General features: G+C 62.1%; 13 protein-coding genes. 5 read left to right on the top strand and 8 right to left on the bottom strand.

The genetic code is table 11. The features are described from left to right. Positions 1-25: 25 nt before the first annotated feature. Positions 26-361 carry a hypothetical protein gene (locus BBI10_RS14215; protein WP_065989285.1) on the bottom strand — a complete coding sequence of 112 codons (336 nt, stop codon included), beginning with the start codon at positions 359-361 and terminating at the stop codon, positions 26-28. 450 nt (positions 362-811) lie between these two features. Here BBI10_RS14215 and BBI10_RS14220 point away from each other — a divergent pair, with 450 nt between their 5' ends. Next, complete coding sequence (locus BBI10_RS14220) at positions 812-1,789, top strand: aldo/keto reductase (protein WP_065989287.1); 978 nt, start codon at positions 812-814, stop codon at positions 1,787-1,789. Between the two features lie 118 nt (positions 1,790-1,907). Here BBI10_RS14220 and BBI10_RS14225 read toward each other — a convergent pair whose 3' ends face one another. The 4 genes from BBI10_RS14225 to BBI10_RS14240 form a co-directional block, all read right to left on the bottom strand. After that, positions 1,908-3,221, bottom strand: coding sequence for an MFS transporter (locus tag BBI10_RS14225; RefSeq protein ID WP_065989289.1), 1,314 nt, complete (start codon positions 3,219-3,221; stop codon positions 1,908-1,910). A gap of 164 nt (positions 3,222-3,385) precedes the next feature. Continuing rightward, entirely contained in the window at positions 3,386-4,033 is a 648-nt protein-coding gene (locus tag BBI10_RS14230; RefSeq protein ID WP_065989291.1) for an N-carbamoylsarcosine amidohydrolase, read from the bottom strand. Between the two features lie 35 nt (positions 4,034-4,068). Further along, the gene (locus tag BBI10_RS14235; RefSeq protein WP_065989293.1) at positions 4,069-4,887 is read right to left on the bottom strand and encodes an alpha/beta fold hydrolase; all 819 of its coding nucleotides are present in this window, start codon (positions 4,885-4,887) and stop codon (positions 4,069-4,071) included. Further along, positions 4,884-6,032 (bottom strand): FAD-dependent monooxygenase, encoded by a 1,149-nt coding sequence (locus BBI10_RS14240; protein WP_065989295.1) that lies wholly within the window; start codon positions 6,030-6,032, stop codon positions 4,884-4,886. The genes BBI10_RS14235 and BBI10_RS14240 overlap by 4 nt, the downstream gene beginning before the upstream one ends. A gap of 359 nt (positions 6,033-6,391) precedes the next feature. On the opposite strand from BBI10_RS14240, the gene BBI10_RS14245 reads away from it, so the two are divergent. The 4 genes from BBI10_RS14245 to BBI10_RS14260 all read left to right on the top strand — a co-directional run bounded on the left by BBI10_RS14245 (position 6,392) and on the right by BBI10_RS14260 (position 12,424). Then, entirely contained in the window at positions 6,392-7,441 is a 1,050-nt protein-coding gene (locus tag BBI10_RS14245) for a 2,5-dihydroxypyridine 5,6-dioxygenase (RefSeq protein ID WP_065989297.1), read from the top strand. A 287-nt stretch (positions 7,442-7,728) separates the two neighbouring features. Next, complete coding sequence (locus tag BBI10_RS14250) at positions 7,729-8,187, top strand: MarR family winged helix-turn-helix transcriptional regulator (protein WP_065989299.1); 459 nt, start codon at positions 7,729-7,731, stop codon at positions 8,185-8,187. A gap of 140 nt (positions 8,188-8,327) precedes the next feature. After that, positions 8,328-8,846: a (2Fe-2S)-binding protein gene (locus tag BBI10_RS14255; protein ID WP_065989301.1), complete on the top strand. Its 519-nt coding sequence runs from the start codon at positions 8,328-8,330 to the stop codon at positions 8,844-8,846. Beyond that, on the top strand, positions 8,843-12,424 hold the full coding sequence (locus BBI10_RS14260; protein ID WP_065989307.1) for a molybdopterin cofactor-binding domain-containing protein: 3,582 nt from the start codon (positions 8,843-8,845) through the stop codon (positions 12,422-12,424). Before BBI10_RS14255 ends, BBI10_RS14260 begins: the two co-directional genes overlap by 4 nt. 297 nt (positions 12,425-12,721) lie before the next feature. On the opposite strand, the gene BBI10_RS14265 is transcribed toward BBI10_RS14260, so the two are convergent. The 3 genes from BBI10_RS14265 to BBI10_RS14275 all read right to left on the bottom strand — a co-directional run bounded on the left by BBI10_RS14265 (position 12,722) and on the right by BBI10_RS14275 (position 15,867). After that, entirely contained in the window at positions 12,722-13,378 is a 657-nt protein-coding gene (locus BBI10_RS14265) for a TetR/AcrR family transcriptional regulator (RefSeq protein ID WP_065989309.1), read from the bottom strand. A 4-nt stretch (positions 13,379-13,382) separates the two neighbouring features. Continuing rightward, entirely contained in the window at positions 13,383-14,726 is a 1,344-nt protein-coding gene (gene pssA / locus BBI10_RS14270) for a CDP-diacylglycerol--serine O-phosphatidyltransferase (protein WP_065989310.1), read from the bottom strand. 136 nt (positions 14,727-14,862) lie between these two features. Continuing rightward, positions 14,863-15,867 carry an NADP-dependent oxidoreductase gene (locus BBI10_RS14275; RefSeq protein WP_065989311.1) on the bottom strand — a complete coding sequence of 335 codons (1,005 nt, stop codon included), beginning with the start codon at positions 15,865-15,867 and terminating at the stop codon, positions 14,863-14,865. Positions 15,868-16,040: the final 173 nt, after the last annotated feature.

Below are 16,040 nucleotides of genomic sequence, written 5' to 3' on the forward strand. Positions count from 1 at the left end.
CGCAAGTCACCACCGCGCCGTTAAATCACTTGACCCCGTCGATCCTTTCGCCCACTTCCGCTGGATAAAACTCTCCCTCAAGCCCGGCAGTCAGCAGGCGTTCACGCACTTGGGTTTCGACCTCCAGGACTTGGTCGGGGTTATCAATGTTGTCGACGACGAGCCAGACGGGCATCACGTTCTGGCCATGGGTGCCTTCGCTGAGCATGTCGTGGGAGAAGACTTGATTGGCGCGCCACAGGCACAGTTCGTCATCGGTGTGGTGGGGTTCGCGCACGGCGGTTGGCGAGGTGAGCCAGATTTCGGTGTAGGGGCGAAGGTCGGCGTTGGCGAGTTCGTTCAGGGTGATGACGGTTTTCATTTCGTGTGCTCCAGTGTTCAAGATGCAGTTGTGACGCATGGGGCTGCCCAGCGTTCCCGCGATCTGCGCAGATGGTCGCAGTATCTGCAGAGATCAAGAGCGTCTGCCCGGAGGCAGACTGTGAAGACCAAAAGCGCTGCGCAGATCAAGAGCTTCCCGGCTGAAGCCGATCCTACGCCGCCGCCGGTGCCTCTGGATGCACGCGCTGCTTTTTAGTGGGACCGGCTTTAGCCGGGAAGAGGCCAGTCCAGGCGCTGATGTTTGATCGTTCCCACGCTCTGCGTGGGAATGCATCCCGAGGCGCTCTGCGTCATTCCGGGCCGTTAGGAGAGATGATTTAGTTACAGCGCCAACCCGCGATCTGCGCTGATGGTCGTGCGGACTTGAACCGAGGCCGCGTGCGTGGGGTCGACCATTCACTGTGCGTTCACGTCAGCCCGACCCGGAGAGATGCCCGTGACCGACCCACACCCGCTCACCCGCAGAAGACTGCTCACCCTGGCAGCCGGTGCCTCGGCGGCGCTGGTGTTTGACGCCGTCAGTCGCCATGCGCAGGCATCCGAAGCGCCGCAACCCGGTCCTTCGCCCGGCCAATCTGGAGAACGGAACATGCTCACGCGAGACATTCCATCCAGCGGCGAAGCATTGCCGATGATCGGTCTCGGCACGTATCGCGGGTTCGATTTCGAGCCCGGCAGCGACGCGTACAAACTGCTGCCCGCCGTGGTGGACCAGCTGTTCCACGCCGGCGGCAGGGTGATCGACAGTTCGCCGATGTACGGTCGCGCCGAGGAAACCACCGGCGAGTTGCTGGCGATCCATCAGCCGCCATCGTCGGCTTTTCTGGCGACCAAGGTCTGGACCCGGGGACGCGATGAAGGCATTGCCCAGATGGAAGCCTCGTTCCGGCTGCTGCAGACCCAGCGCATCGACCTCATGCAGATCCACAACCTGCTGGACTGGAAAACCCACTTGCCGACGCTGCGTCAGTGGAAAGAACAAGGGCGCATTCGCTACATCGGCCTGACGCACTACACCCCGTCGGCCTACGCCGAGGTGGAAGCCGCGCTGAAGGCCGACGCTTTCGATTTCCTGCAGATCAATTACGCCCTGGACGATCGCGCTGTCGAAGCGCGGTTGTTGCCGCTGTGTCGTGAGCGCGGGGTGGCGGTGATCTGCAATCGGCCTTTTGGTGGCGGCAGTCTGCTCGGCCGCTTGCGCAACAAACCCCTGCCGGGCTGGGCGGGGGAAGTGCAGGCCAGGAGCTGGGCGCAACTGGCGCTGAAGTTTCTGATTTCACACCCGGCGGTGACGTGCGCGATCCCCGGTACGGGCAATCCGAAATACATGAAGGAAAACGCCGAGGCAGCCAGAGGGCCTTTGCTCACCGATGCCCAGCGCCAGCAGCTGATTGCCCTGATCGGCTGATTTTACCTACCGCCGGTTGGGCCGTTTCACACCAGTAAGGGGACTGATTTATTTACAACGCTTCACCGTAAATCAATCTGTCGCCGGTCCGGAGCCTTAAACGTCCCAAGGCCGGTCATCACCTATTCACCAGCTTCGCCGGCAGCGCCACCACCAGCAGGCTGCTCAAAATCAAACACCCGGCAAAGAACCACAGTGCGCCCGCGCTGCTGCCGGTGACGTCGATGGCGATGCCCATCATCGAGTTGCTCACCAGCCCGGCGATGTTCGCCAGCGAGCAGGCCAACGCAAACCCTGTCGCCGCCGCCCGGCCTTTGAGGAATGTGGCCGGCAGGCTGAAGAACACCGGCACGGCGCCAATGATCGCGGCCGACGCCACGGCGAACAGCGCGACGGTCGCGACCAGGTTATGGGTGAAGAACGGGCTGGCGGCCATGGCCACGGCGCCGATCCAGAACGGCACGATGATGTGCCAGCGACGTTCACGACGACGGTCGGAGCTGGCGCCGATCATCAGCATGCCGATCAGCGCCGCCACGCTGGGCAATGCCGTCAACACGCCGATGTGGAAGGTGTCGGTGACCCCGGCGTTCTTGATGAACGTCGGCATCCAGAAACCCATGGCGTAGGCGCTGAGCAAGATCGAGAAATCGATGCCGCCCAGCATCCACACTTTCAGATTGAAAAACCCGTCGCGAAAGCTGTGCTTACTGTCCTTGCCCTCGGCATCGTCCAGGCGCAGTTCGCCTTTCAGCAAGGTTTGCTCGGTGCTGTTCAGCCATTTGGCTTCCTTCGGGTTATTCGGCAGCGCCCAGAACGTCATCACCCCCAGCAGCACGCTGGGAATGCCCTCGATCAAGAACAGCCACTGCCAGCCGCGCAGCCCGGCGGTCTGGTCGAAATGGCCCATGATCCAGCCCGACAGCGGGCCGCCGATGACGCTGGAAAGCGGCAGGCCGATCATGAACAGCGCGATGATGCGACCCCGGCGATAGGTCGGGAACCAGGTGGTCAGGTAAAACAGCACCCCCGGCAGAAAGCCCGCTTCAGCGGCGCCGAGCAAAAAGCGCAGCACGTAGAACTGCGTCGGCGTGCTGACGAACAGCGTGCAGGACGACAGCAAGCCCCAGGTGATCATGATCCGCGCGATCCAGATTTTCGCGCCGACCTTTTCCAGCACCAGGTTGCTCGGCACTTCGAACAGGATATAACCGACGAAAAACAGCCCGGCGCCGAGCCCGAACGCGGTCTCGCTGAAGTGCAACTGGTCGAGCATCTGCAGCTTGGCGAAGCCGATGTTGATGCGGTCCAGGTACGCGGCCAGGTAGCAGAAGCACAGGAAGGGGATGAGCTTCCAGGTGATCTTGGTGTACAGCGCTTTGATCGGGTCCACGGTTAAGTTCGCGGAGGTTTCTACATTCGCAGAGGGCATGGGTGTCTCCTGGCGGTTCTTCGACCGGTGAGCGCGGCGGCGGCTGATTTTGCCTGTGTTTGCGGTGTTCTGATATGGGTGAGGCAGGCTGCGAACTTCAGCGGCAAGCCACAAGCTTCAAGCTGCAAGAGGGGAACGCGTGCGCTTCACTTGCAGCTTGCGGCTTAACGTTTGGAGCTCACGGCCCGCAACTGCTCAATGGCTTCCTGCTTGCCAACCACATCCCCGTATTTGCTGTCGATGTCGAACAGGTTCGCTTCGTGGGGATCGGGGTGACGGTCGCCCACGCATTCGCGCACGACGATGGTCCGGAAACCGTGCTGCACGGCATCCACCGCAGTCGCCCGGATACAGCCGCTGGTGGAGCAACCGGCCAGCACGACGGTATCGATGCCTTGGGCGTGCAGCATTGATGCCAGTGAGGTGCCGAAGAACGAACTGGCGTACTGCTTACTGATGACGACCTCTTCGGCCAATGGCTGCACGGCCTCGCAGAACGCGGCCAGCGGATTGCCTTCGACCATGTCCTTCATCACCGGCGCTTTTCTCACCCACATGCCGCCGTCCGCGAAATGCGTGGGGTGGTAGCGGATATTGGTGTGCACCACCGGGATGCCGTGTTCCCGCGCGCAGGCCAGCAGCTCGACGCTTTCGGCCACGGCGCTGACCACGCCCGGCGCATATAAAGGTGCACCGGGTTGGGTGTATCCCTGCATGAAGTCGATCATCAGCAAGGCCGGTTTCGCACCAAAACCGATGCGATTGCCCCAGACGCCCTGATAGTTGGCGTCCGCGCTTTGTGAATCGGTCATTGGGTTCTCCTGTTCATCGTTATAAGCAAGGACCGTCAGGTCAGCGGCGTGCCCAGGAAATCGCCGAACGCGGCAAAGAATCCCGGCAGGTTGTCCCACGGGATCATGTGCCCGGCGTTTTCCACCCGCGCGATCAGAATGTTCGGTTGCAGCTGTCGGATCTCGGCCTCGTCTTCCGCCTGAATCACACCCCCACGCTCAGCGACGATGAGCAGGGCAGGGACCGGAAGATTCGGCAGGTCCTGATGGAAATCCACGTCATGGAAGTCGTTGAAGGCGCGGACGATGGCCGGTTCGTAGCAGGTGTGCAGCCACTCGGCACGCAACTGCAACTGCTCCTCGGTCCAGGTCGGGCAGAACGTGCGCATGTCCTCGGCGCTCATGCCCTGTTGCGACTGGCGGATCGAATCGACGTACCACGGCAACTTCGCCGGGTATTCTCGACGCCCCGGACCGGACACCGGTGGATCGATCAGCACCAGGCTTTTCAGGCCTTGGGGGCAACGAATCGAGGCCCGCACGGCGAAACGTGCGCCCATCGAGTGACCGGCCAGGTGGTAGCTGTGGATGCCCATGGCCGCGGCGAACGCACCGATGTCATCGGCGCAGGTGTCGACGCTGTAATCCAGATCCGGCCCCGTGGAAGAAAGCCCGCGACCCCTGGCATCCAGCACGTAGGTGTCGAAGAACTGGCCCAGGTGTTCGGCAACGAACCCCCAGGTGATCGCCGGGCTGGTGATGCCCGGAATCAGGATCAGCGCCGGTTTGCCCAAATGCGTGTCGCCGCCGTAGCGCAGGTAATGCTGACGGATACCGTTGGCCTGGACGTTGCCGCCATGAATGAATGTGCTCACGCCGCCACCCCCGATTTCAGCGCCTGGCCGTACAAGTCATAGCCGTAGACCCAGGCCGGATCTTCCTGGGTGCGCAGCCAGGTGTTGGCGTTGGAAACCGCTTGCACGCGAGAGGCGCGTTCCTTGCGATTGGCTTCGTACAGCTGGAACGCGGTGCGGTAGTCGCTGAGGCCGGTTTCCTGCAGGCAGCGGGTGAGCATCGCGGCGTCTTCGATGGCCATGCCGGCGCCCTGGGCCATGTGCGGCTTCATCGGGTGGCAGGCATCGCCCAGCAAAACGAGGCGGCCGCGACTCCACAGGGGCAGCGGGTTCCGGTTGAGCAGCGGCCACTTGGTCACGCTGTCGGTGGACTCGATCAGGGCCTGCACGGTGGGGTGGTAGCCGGCGAAGGCTTCGTACATTTCGTCCCGGCTGCTGTCGACCCAGTTGCCCTCGAAATCCCACGCCGCATGGGGCACGCCGGTGACGTAGTAGTACTCATCGCGCTTGCCGGTGGTGTGATAAACCATCATGTGACGGTCCTCGCTCCACCATTTCACGCAGTTCTCGAACTCCAGGTTGTACTTGGTGAGTACCTCGCTGGGGATCAGCGCACGGTGGGCGACCCAGCCGCTGTACAGCGGTTTCTCATGGCCCAGCAGCTCTTCGCGGATCTTCGAATTGATGCCGTCGGCGCCGATCACGATGTCCGCATCGGCGTGGGTGCCGTCGGCAAAGTTCAGGCGCACGCCGTTGTCGCGTTCCTCCAGCGTGGTCAGGCATTTGCTGAAATGCACGCTGCCGGGCGCCAGCGTCGACATTTGCAGCGCATGCAAGTCCCCGCGGTGCACGGTGATGTAGGCCGCGCCGTACTCTTTGAGGGAGAACTCGCCCAAGGCGATGCGCGACAGGTAGTCGCCGGTCGCACCGTCGCGGCTGAACCAGAAATCCGGGTGCGAACCCATGTCGCTCAGCTGTTGCTCGATGCCCATGCGCCGGAAGATTTTCATGATGTTCGGGCCCATGTGAATCCCGGCACCGATGCGAGAAAAGGCGGGGGCCTGCTCGTAGATGTCGACGTGGAAACCGGCTTTCTGCAACAGCGTTGCAGCCGCAGCGCCCCCCAGACCGGATCCGACGATGGCGATTTTTTGCGTGGTTGGCATGGCGCGCATTCCTTTGTGTTTCATGAGCTCTGAATGACAGGAGCTCTGGATGACGGCGAGGCGAAGAAGGGCTGTCGCGTCGCTGGGTTTTTAAAGTGTATACGCTGATATTTTTAAAAGTGAACCGATATTTCCAGAAACGGCCGGAGGTGTCGCAAACAGACATGTCACTCGCTGTAACCCGTATATGCGGGTATCTGTGTGGTTAGGTAACAGAGTGGCGTGCCTATTGCAGCGGCGTCCGGATTGATGTCTTATCTCTTTAAACAAGTGTGTACGCTTTAAAAAATGCACTGGTCTGATGCGCGACGCCTTGCAATGGTGCATCCGACCGGTCATCCCCCGAGAGGAGAGAAGAGATGCCGGTTAGCGATTGCGAATTGACCCAGATGTTCGAACACGTGCTGAAGCTGTCGAAAGTGGACGCGACCCAGAGCGTGGCGGTGCTCAAGAGCCACTACTCCGATGGGCGCACGGTGCGCGCGGCCATGGACGCCGCCCAACGCCTTGGCGCGAAGGTGTATGCGGTCGAGCTGCCGTCGTTTAATCACCCCAAAGCCATGGGCAATGACATGACCGCCTACTGCGGCGACACCGCGCTGACCGGCAACATCGCGGCGCAACGTGCCCTGGAGGCGGCTGACCTGATCGTCGACACGATGATGCTGCTGCACTCGCCGGAGCAGGAGCAGATCCTCAAGACCGGCACGCGGATTCTGCTGGCGGTGGAGCCCCCGGAAGTGCTGGCGCGCATGCTGCCGACAGTGGCCGACAAGGAGCGGGTGCTGGCCGCCGAACAGGTGCTGAAGGCGGCGCGGTCGATTCAGGTGAAGTCCCGCGCCGGCAGCGATTTCCGTGCGCAACTGGGGCAATACCCGTCCGTCACCGAATACGGTTTCGCCGACGAGCCAGGCCGTTGGGATCACTGGCCCAGCGGTTTTCTGTTCTCCTGGCCCAATGAAGAGACCGCCGAGGGCACGCTGGTCATTGATGTGGGCGACATTGTGCTGCCGTTCAAAACCTATTCCCGCGAGCAGATCACCCTGGAGATCGACAAGGGGTTTATCACCGGGATTCACGGTGGATTCGAGGCGGAGTACCTGCGCGAATACCTGAAGTACTTCAATGATCCGGAGGTCTACGGCATTTCCCACATCGGCTGGGGCCTGCAACCCCGCGCCCAATGGACGGCCATGGGCCTGCACGACAAGAACGACGGCATGTGCATGGACGCCCGAGCGTTCTACGGCAATTTCCTGTTTTCCACGGGGCCGAATACCGAGGTCGGCGGCACCCGCAAAACCCCGTGTCACCTGGATATCCCGCTGCGCCGTTGTGACATATATCTGGACGACCAGGCCGTGGTGCTGGCGGGGGAAGTGGTGGCCCCCGAGGCTTCAAGGGCCTGAGGCAGATATACATCCCACCGCGGACCTGTAGGAGCGTGGCTTGTCCCGCGATCGGCTGCGCAGCAGCCGTAAACCCGACAATCGCGCTCTTACTGACGCACCGCGTTGGCAATATCACTGCCGCTGCGCGCCAGATCGCGGGACAAGCCACGCTCCTACAGTCGATATCGCCTTATCCATACGCGCATCTCTGGCGCAATAAAACACGCTCGTTCCGAAGATTCCCCTCAACCCCCGCAAACGTTACTGTAGCCACCACTTCCCAGATCCTGCCGAACGAGCCATCCGTGTCCACTGACAACCCTTCCAACAATAACTCGTCCTACACCTTCTCCGAGCAAGTGGGCCATTTGCTGCGCAAGGCCTATCAGCGGCATCTGGCGATCTTCCAGCAGAACGTCGGTGATTCGCAGCTCACGGCGGTGCAATTCGTGACGTTGTGTGCGCTGCGCGATCACGGCCCCAGCTCCCAGACTGAGCTGGTCAAGGCCACCGCCGTGGACCAGGCCACCATTCGCGGCATCGTCGATCGCCTGAAAGCCCGGGACCTGATCAGCCTTGAGCCGGACCCGCAGGATCGCCGCAAAGTCATCTGCAGCCTGACCGACAGTGGCCTGCATCTAGTGCAGGAAACCGTGCCCCGCGCCGCGCAGATCAGTGAGCTGACCCTGAGCAAACTCAACCCCGCCGAACGCGTGGCTGTACTGTTTCTGCTGCGCAAACTGATCGATGAGGGCGATGAGTAACACCGCCTGACCCCCATCATCAGGCGATATATCTACGTCGGAAACTCCAACGTCCTACAGCCTTTTCTTCGCTGGCATGCTTCCTGCTCTCGTTTCATTAAGTAATCACTTCATCAAATGCAAGCTACAGCGGGTAACACATGAAGGCTGACACGAGCGAGCCGCAGCGGGCGGCGGAGAAGACCGTGACCCTGAACGTCAACGGTCAGGCCACACGCGTCACGGCAATGCCTGACACGCCGCTGTTACTGATCCTGCGCAATGACCTGCACCTCAATGGGCCCAAATACGGCTGCGGCCTGGGCGAGTGCGGCGCCTGCACGGTGATCATCGACGGCGTCGCCGCACGTTCCTGTGTGTTTCCGCTGGCGGGCGCGCAAGGGCGTGAGATCACCACGCTGGAAGGCATCGGCTCGCGAAACCGCCCCCACCCGGTGCAGCAAGCCTTCATCGACGAACAGGCCGCGCAATGCGGCTACTGCATGAACGGCATGATCATGACCGCCAAAGCCTTGCTCGACCGCAACCCGCACCCCACCGAAGCGCAGATCCGCAACGAACTGTCGGCCAACCTGTGCCGCTGCGGCACGCACCTGGAAATCCTGAGTGCGGTCATGCGTGCCGCGCGTCATCAGCCCAGCCCGGATCCCGTCCAATGACCCAGACTTTGCCCACGCGCGATGAATTGCTCGCCCAAAACGGCGTGCTGTTGATCGTCGACGACATCCTGCCGCCGTCCGGTCCGGTGGCCAAAGGCGGCACGCCCACGGTCCGGCCCATGGAGCTGGGGCTGTTCATTGCCATCGATCAAGACAGCCGCGTCTACGCTTTCAACGGCCACGTCGACCTCGGCACCGGCATCCGCACCTCGCTGACACAGATCGTCGCCGAAGAGCTGGACCTGCAGATGGATCAGGTGACGATGATTCTGGGCGACACCGAGCGTGCGCCGAATCAGGGTGCGACCATCGCCAGCGCCACGCTGCAGATTTCCGCCATTCCGCTGCGCAATGCCGCCGCCGAGGCCCGGCGCTACCTGCTGCAACAGGCCGCGCAGCGCTGGGCGGTCGGTGTGGATTCGTTGGTGATTGAAAGCGGGGCGATCAAGGCGCAGGACGGTCGCGAACTGACCTTTGGCCAACTGCTGGTCGATCAGCGCGTCGAGTTGCGCATCTCCGGCAATGCGCCACTCAAGCGGCTGGAGGACTACAAACTGGTGGGGCAGGGCGCCGCCCGTGTGGACATTCCGGGCAAGGCCACTGGCGAATTGACCTACGTGCACGACATGCGTTTGCCGGACATGCTCCATGGCCGCGTCGTACGTCCGCCCTATGCCGGTTACGACACGGGAGACTTCGTCGGTACCAGCCTGCTGGACGTGGACGAATCTTCGATCGCGCACATTCCCGGCATCGTCCGCGTGGTGGTCATTCGCGACTTCGTCGGCATAGTGGCGATGCGTGAAGAGCAGGCGGCGAAGGCGGCGCGCGAACTCAAGGTCACCTGGAAGCCGTGGCAGCATCAGTTGCCGGACATGGGCAACATCGAGCAGGCGATTCGCGACAACCCGAGCATTGAGCGCGTGGTGCTCGATCAGGGCAATGTCGATGACGCATTGGCCCAGGCCAGCGAGCGGATGACGCGAACCTATCTGTGGCCCTACCAGATTCACGGCTCCATCGGACCTTCGTGTGGGCTGGCGGACTACAGCGAAGATGGCATTCGGGTCTGGTCCGGCACGCAGAACCCTCACATGCTGCGCGCCGATCTGGCCTGGCTGCTGGAATACCCTGAAGAGCGCATCGACATCATCCGCATGGAAGCGGCGGGCTGTTACGGGCGCAACTGCGCTGACGACGTGTGCGCCGACGCGGTGTTGCTGTCCCGCGCCGTGGGCCGGCCGGTGCGCGTGCAACTGACCCGTGAGCAGGAACATGCCTGGGAGCCGAAAGGCACCGCTCAATTGATGGAAGTCGACGGCGGGATTAATGCCGATGGCGGCATCGCCGGTTACGACTTCAGCACCCGCTACCCGTCGAACAACTCGCCGACTCTGGCCCTGCTGCTGACCGGGCGCGTGGAACCGGTGGCGACGATGTTTGAAATGGGCGATCGCACTTCGATCCCGCCCTACGACATCGAGCACATGCGCGTCACCATTCACGACATGGCGCCGATTGTGCGGGCGTCGTGGATGCGCGGCGTGTCGGCGCTTCCCAATACCTTTGCACACGAGTCCTACATCGACGAGTTGGCGTTCGCCGCCGGCGTGGACCCCATCGAGTACCGGCTTCGTTATCTGCACGACGAGCGTGCCGCCGAACTGGTTCGTGCCACCGCCGCCCGGGCCGACTGGGCGCCGCGCACCCAACCGATGCAGATCCCGGAAGAAGACGGCGTCTTGCGCGGGCGCGGTTTTGCCTACGCGCGCTACATCCACAGCAAGTTTCCCGGCTTCGGCGCGGCCTGGGCGGCATGGGTCGCGGACGTGGCAATCGACAAGCACACCGGCGATGTGTCGGTGACCCGCGTGGTGATCGGCCACGACGCCGGCATGATGGTCAATCCGGCCGGCGTGCAGCACCAGATTCACGGCAACGTCATTCAGTCCACCAGCCGCGTGCTCAAGGAGCGGGTGACGTTCGAGGAATCCACGGTGGCGAGCAAGGAGTGGGGCGGCTACCCGATTCTGACGTTCCCGGAAGTGCCGAAGGTCGACGTCATGATGATGCCGCGCCAGGCCGAGCCGCCCATGGGCGCCGGGGAATCGGCGTCGGTGCCGAGCGCGGCGGCCATCGCCAATGCTGTGTACGACGCGACCGGGATTCGCTTTCGCGAGCTGCCGATCACGGCGGAACGCATTCTTGCCGCGCTGAACAGCGCAGGCACGCAGGCCAACAGCCAACCCCCGCAATCGCCGAAAGCCAAACGTTCGAAATGGCTGTTCGGTTCCTTGTTCGCAGCGTTCGGTGCGCTGCTGGGCATGGCCGCGACCGCATTACCCTGGCGTGGGGAAATCGCGCCGATCACGCCGCCTTCATCGGGCACCTGGTCGTCGGCGACCCTGGAGCGCGGGCGTTTGCTGGCAGCGGTCGGCGATTGCGCGGTCTGCCACACCGCCCCGAATGGCGCCAGCAATGCCGGCGGGCTGGCGATGCAGACGCCGTTCGGCACTTTATACAGCAGCAACATCACCCCGGACCCGGAGACCGGCATCGGCAACTGGTCCTATCCGGCGTTCGAAAGGGCGATGCGTGACGGCATCAGTCGCGATGGCAAACACCTTTATCCGGCGTTTCCCTACACGGCTTTCAGAAATATCGAAGACGCCGACATGCAGGCGCTGTACGCGTACCTGATGTCGCAGACACCGGTAAAACAGGTTCAGCCCGCCAATGACATGCGCTTCCCCTTCAATGTGCGACCGTTGATGGCCGGTTGGAATGCCTTGTACCTGCGCAAAGGCGAGGTGCAGACGCAGCCCCAGCAAAGCGCGCAATGGAATCGCGGTCAGTATCTTGTCAATGGATTGGGGCATTGCGCAGCGTGTCATTCACCCCGGGATCTGCTGGGGGCGGAGAAGGGCGGCACGTCGTTTCTTGCGGGCGGCACGGTGGACGGCTGGGAAGCGCCGGCGCTCAACAGCCTGTCGAAAGCGCCGACGCCGTGGACCGAGGATCAGTTGTTCAACTACCTGAGCAGCGGGTATTCCGATGCCCACGGTGTGGCCGCTGGGCCGATGGGGCCGGTGGTCTCGGAACTGGCGAAACTGCCGAAGAGCGATGTGCGGGCGATTGCGGTGTATCTGGCGGCGTTGAATGAGCCGGCGTCCGGCAGCGCTGATGCCCGTCCGGCGACGGCGACTCGTCTGGCAGAGATGCCCAGCGTTTCGCCCCAGTCGTTGAGCAATGGCCAGCGGGTGTTCGAAGGCTCGTGCCAGGGGTGTCATGCCGACGGTCTGGGGCCGAAGCTGTTTGGCGTGAGCCCGTCGCTGGCAACCAACACCAACGTTCACAGCGCGCTGCCGGACAATCTGATCAAAGTGATTCAGCAGGGAATAGACAAACCGGCGACGGCAGATCTGGGTTACATGCCGGGCTTCAAGGACAGCCTGTCCGACACCCAGATCAGCGACCTGGCGGCGTACCTGCGCAGCCGATTTGCGCCGAATGAACCGCAGTGGACGGGGTTGTCAGAGAAGGTGGCGCATTTGAAAGCCAATCCCGGAACGCACTGATTGGGTAAGCCTGAGGGATTTACTTACTCTTCAGGGACTGCGCTGGACCTGTGCTGAATAAAGTCCGTGTGGGAGTGAGCTTGCTCACGAAGACTGCATTTCGACCGCTAAATATCTGGCGGATGTACTGGCTTTTGTGGGAGTGAGCTTGCTCACGAAGACTGCATTTCGACCGCTAAATATCTGGCGGATGTACTGGCCCCTGTGGGAGTGAGCTTGCTCACGAAAGCGGTATCTCAGCCACAGAATATTCAGCGGATGTACCGGCGCCTTCGCGAGCAAGCTCGCTCCCACAGTTTAGATGTGTGGCGTCTGAGCGGCCTTCGCCACCCCGCGCATCACCAGGTCCTGAATAAACGCCAACCAATCCGTCCGCTCTCCCTCCGCCGCCATGTCCTGGCCCAGGAACGAGCTGAGGGTGTGCAGGTTGGAGTTATAGAAGTAGCACAGCGAGGCGATCATCAAATACACGTGCTTGATGTCGAGGTCCTGCCGAAACAGCCCCTGCGCCTGACCGGCCTCGATGATCGGTCTGAGCACGCCGACGGCTTCGCCTGACAGGCGTCGCAGCTCACCGGACTGGCGCGCGTGCTTGCCCTTGTGCAGGTTCTCGATGCTGAGGATGGCAACGAATTCCGGATGGCTGACGTAATAGTCCCAGACGAACGCCACCAACTGGCGCAGCGTCTCCACTGGCGTCGACGGATCCAGTGACAGCAGGCTTTCGGCGCGGTTGAACTGCTCGTAGGTGTGCTCAAGCACCTTGACGAACAGCTTCTCCTTGCTGCCGAAATAGTAATAAATCATCCGGTCGTTGGACTCGGCTTCGGCGGAGATCTTCTCGATGCGCCCGCCGGAATAGCCGTCGCGGGTGAACACCGTGATCGCCGCCTGAAGAATGCGCGCCCGGGTCTGATCGGCCTGTTGCGCACGCACGCCGGTGCTTTTGCCCATGGGCTTACAGAATCCGGTAGAGCAGGCGCTCGACGCGGACCCGGCTGACACGGCGCAGGAAGGTGCGCACGCCGACCGGGTATTCGCTCAGGGTGTCGAGCTCGTCGAACTTGCCGACCCGATGGGTATCGCGCATCAGCAGCGCAATCTCTTCCGCGCGCGGCTTCAGCCATTCGCCCTTGGGATCATCGATCAGCACGGCGTTTTCCAGGTCCAGCTGAAAGGCCCGCGGGTTCAGGTTATTCCCGGTCAGCAGGGTATAACGGTCGTCCGACCACAGGCCCTTGAGGTGATAGGTGTTGTCGCCGTCTTTCCACAAATGAATATTCAACTGATGCTTGGCGATCGCCGTCTGATGCTTCTGCATGAAGCGACGCAGGCTGATCTCGTACAGATACGGCAGCGCGGAGATCACCTTGAACGGCTCCTCCGGCGAAATGAAAAAGTCGTTGGCGGTCTTGTCGCCGATGATGATGTCGACCTTCACGCCCCGCTTCAGCGCACGGTTGATCTCGCGCTTCACCACCAGCGGCATGTTGAAGTACGGCGTGCACAGCGTCAGTTGCTCGTTCGTCGCGGCGATCAGGTCGCAGAGGGTTTTGCTCAGCGGGTTCTTGTTGCCGATGCCCAGCAGCGGAATGACCCGGAACCCACCGTTGTCCCGCACGCCGTCGTTGACGTCATAGCTGGCGCGCTTGAGGTGCTGACGGAACTGACGAATCTCCCCGCGCAGGCTGCGTGAGCTGGGCGGCGAGGGCAGGTCGAGGCGATGCACCGCGTCAGACGGCAGAATATCCTGCTGCACCAGGCGCTGGAACGAGTCCGCCAGGCCTTTGCTGTCGATCAGGTGATAGCGATCGAGCCGGTATTTGCCGAGCTTGTGCAGATAGACGTTATTGATGCTGGCGCCGCTGTAAATCACGCAATCGTCGACGACGCAACCCTTGAGGTGCAGCACGCCGAACAGTTCGCGGGTTTGCACCGGCACGCCATACACCGGCACTTCCTGGTCGTGTTCCAGGTTCTGCGCCTGATACCACGCCGAGTTCCCGGCCTGCTTGCCGGCGCCGATCAGGCCGCGTTGGGCGCGGAACCAGTCGACCAGCACCACGACGTCCAGCGCCGGTTGCGCAGCCTTGGCGGCATATAACGCATCGAGCATTTCCTGGCCGGCTTCATCTTGCTGCAAATACAGGGCAACGATGTAAATCCGCCGGGTGGCGGCGGCAATCTTTGCCAGCAGCGTCTGCCGGTAATCGGCGGCACTCGGCAGAATCGTGATCGCCGTGCCGGAGGATTCAAAACCGCGCAGCGCTGCAAGGGTAGAACGTCGGAAGGGAGCCCGCATAAGCCTCTCGATGGGTCGGATCAACAGCGCACGAGCTTACACCAGAGTGCGCCCTCTGGTGGTTTTGGCAGCGTTATCCGTGAGTTGTTCAGCGGATTATCAGCGACGGCTCACCCCTTGCGGTCTCGCCTTCACCTCATACCTTCAGGACCAGCTTGCCGCTGTTTTCGCCCTTGAACAGCATCTGCAGGGTTTCGGGGAAAGTTTCCAGGCCTTCGACGATGTGCTCTTTGCTCTTCAGCTTGCCCTGGGCCAGCCAGCCGGCCATTTCCATCCCGGCTTTGGCGAAGTGTTCCGCATGGTCCATGACCACGAAACCTTCCATGCGTGCGCGGTTGACCAGCAGCGACAGGTAGTTGGCCGGACCTTTGACGGCTTCTTTGTTGTTGTACTGGCTGATGGCGCCGCAGATCACCACCCGCGCCTTCAACGCCAGGCGGGTCAGGACCGCATCGAGGATGTCGCCGCCGACGTTGTCGAAATACACGTCCACGCCCTTGGGGCATTCGCGTTTCAGGGCGGCGTGGATGTCCTCGATCTTATAGTCGATGGCGCCGTCGAAGCCGAACTCATCCATCAGCGTTTGGCACTTTTCCTTGCCGCCGGCGATGCCGATGACCCGGCAGCCTTTGATTTTGGCGATCTGACCGGCAATGCTGCCCACCGCACCGGCCGCGCCGGAAATCACCACGGTGTCACCGGCCTTGGGCTGGCCGACTTCGAGCAGGGCGAAATACGCCGACATGCCGGTCATGCCCAGCGCCGCCAAGTACACCGGCAGCGGCACAAGATTGGGATCGACCTTGTTGAAGCCCTTGGGCTCGCCGACGAAATAATCCTGCACTCCCAGCACGCCCTGAACGTGATCGCCCACCGCGAATTTCGGGTGCTGCGACTCGATCACCTTGCCCGCACCCAACGCGCGCATCACCGCTCCCAGCTCGACCGGTGCGATGTACGACTTGCCCTCGTTCATCCAGCCGCGCATGGCCGGGTCCAGGGACAGGTATTCACTTTTCACCAAGATCTGTCCCGGGGCGAGCTCCGCAACGGGCACGGTCTGGAAAGTGAAATCTTCACGGGTGGCAGCACCCACCGGGCGGCGTGCGAGGAGGAATTGGCGGTTGTTCAAGGCAGTCATGGCAGGCTCTCGATTATCGGCGAAGCGGCAGTGATAGACCGTAACGGTCCGGACAGCAAGGAATGCCACTCTACCGAATGCCCGCCGATCCATGCTGCTGATGGCGCACTTCGCGGATCATCATCGCCACCAATGGCCCGGCAACCGGCCTCCTGATAGTGCTGACGCCGATT

Source organism: Pseudomonas graminis (assembly GCF_001705435.1).
GTDB lineage: Bacteria > Pseudomonadota > Gammaproteobacteria > Pseudomonadales > Pseudomonadaceae > Aquipseudomonas > Aquipseudomonas graminis_B.

Bases quoted from the DNA above. Each gene is read 5' to 3' on its own strand.
- BBI10_RS14245 (WP_065989297.1), top strand. From the start codon at position 6,392: ATGCCGGTTAGCGATTGCGAATTGACCCAGATGTTCGAACACGTGCTG.
- BBI10_RS14255 (WP_065989301.1), top strand. From the start codon at position 8,328: ATGAAGGCTGACACGAGCGAGCCGCAGCGGGCGGCGGAGAAGACCGTG.
- pssA (WP_065989310.1), bottom strand. From the start codon at position 14,726: ATGCGGGCTCCCTTCCGACGTTCTACCCTTGCAGCGCTGCGCGGTTTT.
- BBI10_RS14275 (WP_065989311.1), bottom strand. From the start codon at position 15,867: ATGACTGCCTTGAACAACCGCCAATTCCTCCTCGCACGCCGCCCGGTG.
- BBI10_RS14265 (WP_065989309.1), bottom strand. From the start codon at position 13,378: ATGGGCAAAAGCACCGGCGTGCGTGCGCAACAGGCCGATCAGACCCGG.
- BBI10_RS14220 (WP_065989287.1), top strand. From the start codon at position 812: ATGCCCGTGACCGACCCACACCCGCTCACCCGCAGAAGACTGCTCACC.
- BBI10_RS14260 (WP_065989307.1), top strand. From the start codon at position 8,843: ATGACCCAGACTTTGCCCACGCGCGATGAATTGCTCGCCCAAAACGGC.
- BBI10_RS14215 (WP_065989285.1), bottom strand. From the start codon at position 361: ATGAAAACCGTCATCACCCTGAACGAACTCGCCAACGCCGACCTTCGC.
- BBI10_RS14240 (WP_065989295.1), bottom strand. From the start codon at position 6,032: ATGCCAACCACGCAAAAAATCGCCATCGTCGGATCCGGTCTGGGGGGC.
- BBI10_RS14225 (WP_065989289.1), bottom strand. From the start codon at position 3,221: ATGCCCTCTGCGAATGTAGAAACCTCCGCGAACTTAACCGTGGACCCG.
- BBI10_RS14230 (WP_065989291.1), bottom strand. From the start codon at position 4,033: ATGACCGATTCACAAAGCGCGGACGCCAACTATCAGGGCGTCTGGGGC.